We start from the raw sequence: 2,982 nt of genomic DNA, 5'->3' as shown, positions 1-2,982 counted from the left end.
CACATATTGAGCGCCTAACCCCTCTCGTGTGGATCACCTTACCCCACTCATCAATCCCACACAGTTGAAAAACCCCTTTTGCAATAAATACCAACACCAAGTATTTTAATATCTTTCATGGCCCTGCTCCTTTTTTTAAAAATAGAAACTCTATGTTGGCGCATTATAACGCCCTCTTTAAGGAGGGGCACTTTTCATTAGGTTACTTAGCTTTGCGAAGAAATCAAACAATAAAACAGACCCTAGTAAAATTTACCGTCCTCCACCGAGAGTTGCTTATTCCTCAACTTCTATGAAACTGTGTAATTTTTCAGCGCGACTGGGGTGGCGCAGTTTGCGTAAAGCTTTGGCTTCAATTTGACGAATTCGCTCTCGCGTGACGTCAAATTGTTTGCCTACTTCTTCCAGCGTGTGATCAGTATTCATGTCGATACCGAAACGCATCCGCAATACTTTTGCTTCGCGTGGGGTAAGTGTAGACAAAATTTCTCGCGTGGCTTCCATGAGGCCGGCCGAAGTGGCGAAATCCATGGGTGATTCCATGTTGATGTCTTCAATAAAATCACCGAGATTAGAATCTTCATCTTCACCAATAGGCGTTTCCATAGAAATTGGTTCTTTTGCGATCTTTAATACCTTTCTGACTTTTTCTTCCGGCATATCCATCCGTCGACCCAGTTCTTCGGGCGTGGCTTCTATTCCGGTTTCTTGGAGGATTTGTCGACTGATGCGATTGAGTTTATTGATCGTTTCAATCATGTGCACAGGAATCCGGATAGTCCGGGCTTGGTCGGCGATCGAACGCGTAATTGCTTGACGAATCCACCACGTGGCGTAGGTTGAAAACTTGTAACCGCGGCGATATTCAAATTTGTCAACAGCTTTCATTAAGCCAATGTTTCCTTCTTGAATGAGATCCAGAAATTGCAGCCCCCGGTTGGTGTATTTTTTTGCGATCGAAATAACCAGGCGTAAATTAGCTTCGATCATTTCCTTTTTAGCACGCCGCGACTTTGCCTCGCCGATAGCAACACGACGATTAATTTCTTTGATTTCTTGAATGGTTAAATTATTTTGCTTTTCCAGCTGCGCTAAATTTCGTTGAGCACGGTAGATTTCTTTGCTGTATTTTTCCAGTCGTTTCGCTTGTTCTTTGTTTTCATTTTTGTATTGTTCCAACCACTTCATGTTGGTTTCATTATGCGGAAAGGAAGCAATAAATTTTTTACGTGGCGTTTTTGCTTTGGCCACGCAATAACTCATGATTAAACGTTCTTGAGCGCGTGCAGCTCTTAGCATTCGACGTAATTGGCCGGTGAGGCGGTTAAATTGCTTGATTGAAAGCTTAAACGTTGAAAACAACTCAGCCAAGGCTTTTTGATGTTTGAGCGTTGCCGGCGCTTTTTTGCCATAACGTTTAATGGCGTTTTGATAGCGCCCGTACAGCTTTTTAAGCTCTTCCATGTCTTGTTGAGTAATGATGGGGTCAGGACCGCTCTCGCCGAATTCATCACTGCCACCTTCTCCTCCGTCGTCCTCATCCGAGGTTTCAGCTTCTTTACCACGGGTTTCTGGTGCAACAGGGGAGGCTGTTGATTCTTCTTCGTCAAAGAAGCCAATGAGTAGATCGCTTAAGCGACCCTCAGTCGCTACGATGGTGTCATATTCTTTAATAAATTTTTCAATGAGTTCAGGGTATTGGACCACGGCGCCCATGACTTGGCGGATGCCTTCTTCAATGCGTTTGGCGATGATAATTTCGCCTTCCCGCGTTAGCAACTCTACGCTCCCCATTTCACGCATGTACATGCGAACTGGATCAGTAGTTCGGGTTTCTGTCGCTAATACTTCGGCCACGTCCTCGTTGATCTCGTCATCGTCGGATTGGGTATCTTCCTCTAAAAGTAGGGAATCGGCGTCAGGAGGAATTTCGAAAACTTTGATACCCATTTCGGTTAAACGACCAATAATGCTTTCCATTTGGGAAGGATCTGCATAATCGTTAGGGAGAAGGTTAATTAAATCTTCGTGTATCAGGTAGCCCTTATTTTTCGCTTCTTCTAGGAGTGCGCCAAAGCCTAAACGTTGGCTTTCTGCTGCGTTCTCTCCTATCTCGGGTTGTTGAGTTTCTAAAGACGGCGCAGAAGACTTTTTCTCAGCAGTTTTAGTTAATGGCTGTGTCCCGACTTTAGGCTTTTCTTTTTTAGAATTAGTTTTAGCCGCTGTCACCGCTTTCGGTTTTGCCGGCGGGCGCTTTATCGTTTTAAGCTTTGACTTTACGGAAGGTTTAGCTTTAGCAGTTATACAGGCTTTTTTAACAGTTGTTTTTTTCTTGGTTTTGGTAGCGCTGGATTTTTTTTTACGGCTTGGCATAAGTGTTCTTTTACCCCTTCGTTAGGATAGCTTGAGTTCTATGACTATAACCTATCAATATACCATGTTAAATTTGTCAAATCAGTCATTACTGTTCTGTTTTTATATAGGGATAGTCTGCTCATTCGTCAAGTGTTTCTTTATGAGAAACTTTGATAAGTCCTTGAAAAGCTTTTTCCTTTTGGTGTTGTTCGTGAAGGCGATTAATCGCGTCTTTCAATTCAGCAGCGAGATCGTCCTCTGATAATCTCGTCTTGTAAGCGGCTAATTGGGCCAGCAGGCGGCGTTGGGATTCGGGACAAAAGGCCAGCAATTCGCCAGTGCTTATTACGGGTCGTTTTTTTAAAAAGACGACCATTTTGGCTAAAAATTGTACTTGAGGGTCCTGACTTTTTGGAATCGTCATGTCTTGAATGACGCTCACGAGTGAAGGGGCTTGGGCTAGGATTGATAAGGCATGATAAGCCAAAGAGGGCACTCGGGTAGAAGCGGTAGGGATGGGGGGCGGTGCAACCGTGAGTGAGTCGAGTTCACTGAGATCAAGGGCTAATCGTTGAGCGAGTTCTTTCAGGAGAAGTTGATAAAAAATTCCTCTTGGCATCGGCCGTA

The 2,982-nt window shown here is 44.1% G+C and carries 1 protein-coding gene and 2 pseudogenes; all 3 read right to left on the bottom strand.

Annotation, left to right across the window (positions count from 1 at the left end; translation table 11 throughout):
• A pseudogene (locus tag OWO34_RS07210) lies at positions 1-119 on the bottom strand (IS110 family transposase); the annotation flags it as partial.
• Between the two features lie 157 nt (positions 120-276).
• The gene (gene rpoD, locus OWO34_RS07205) at positions 277-2,373 is read right to left on the bottom strand and encodes an RNA polymerase sigma factor RpoD (protein ID WP_267257052.1); all 2,097 of its coding nucleotides are present in this window, start codon (positions 2,371-2,373) and stop codon (positions 277-279) included.
• A gap of 121 nt (positions 2,374-2,494) precedes the next feature.
• Positions 2,495-2,982 (bottom strand): annotated as a pseudogene (locus OWO34_RS07200) (DNA primase); the annotation flags it as partial.

The organism is Coxiella endosymbiont of Ornithodoros maritimus (assembly GCF_907164965.1).
Lineage (GTDB): Bacteria > Pseudomonadota > Gammaproteobacteria > Coxiellales > Coxiellaceae > Coxiella.
The sequence above is the reverse complement of the archived record's forward strand: the minus strand, read 5'-3'. Positions and strand labels throughout refer to the sequence as shown.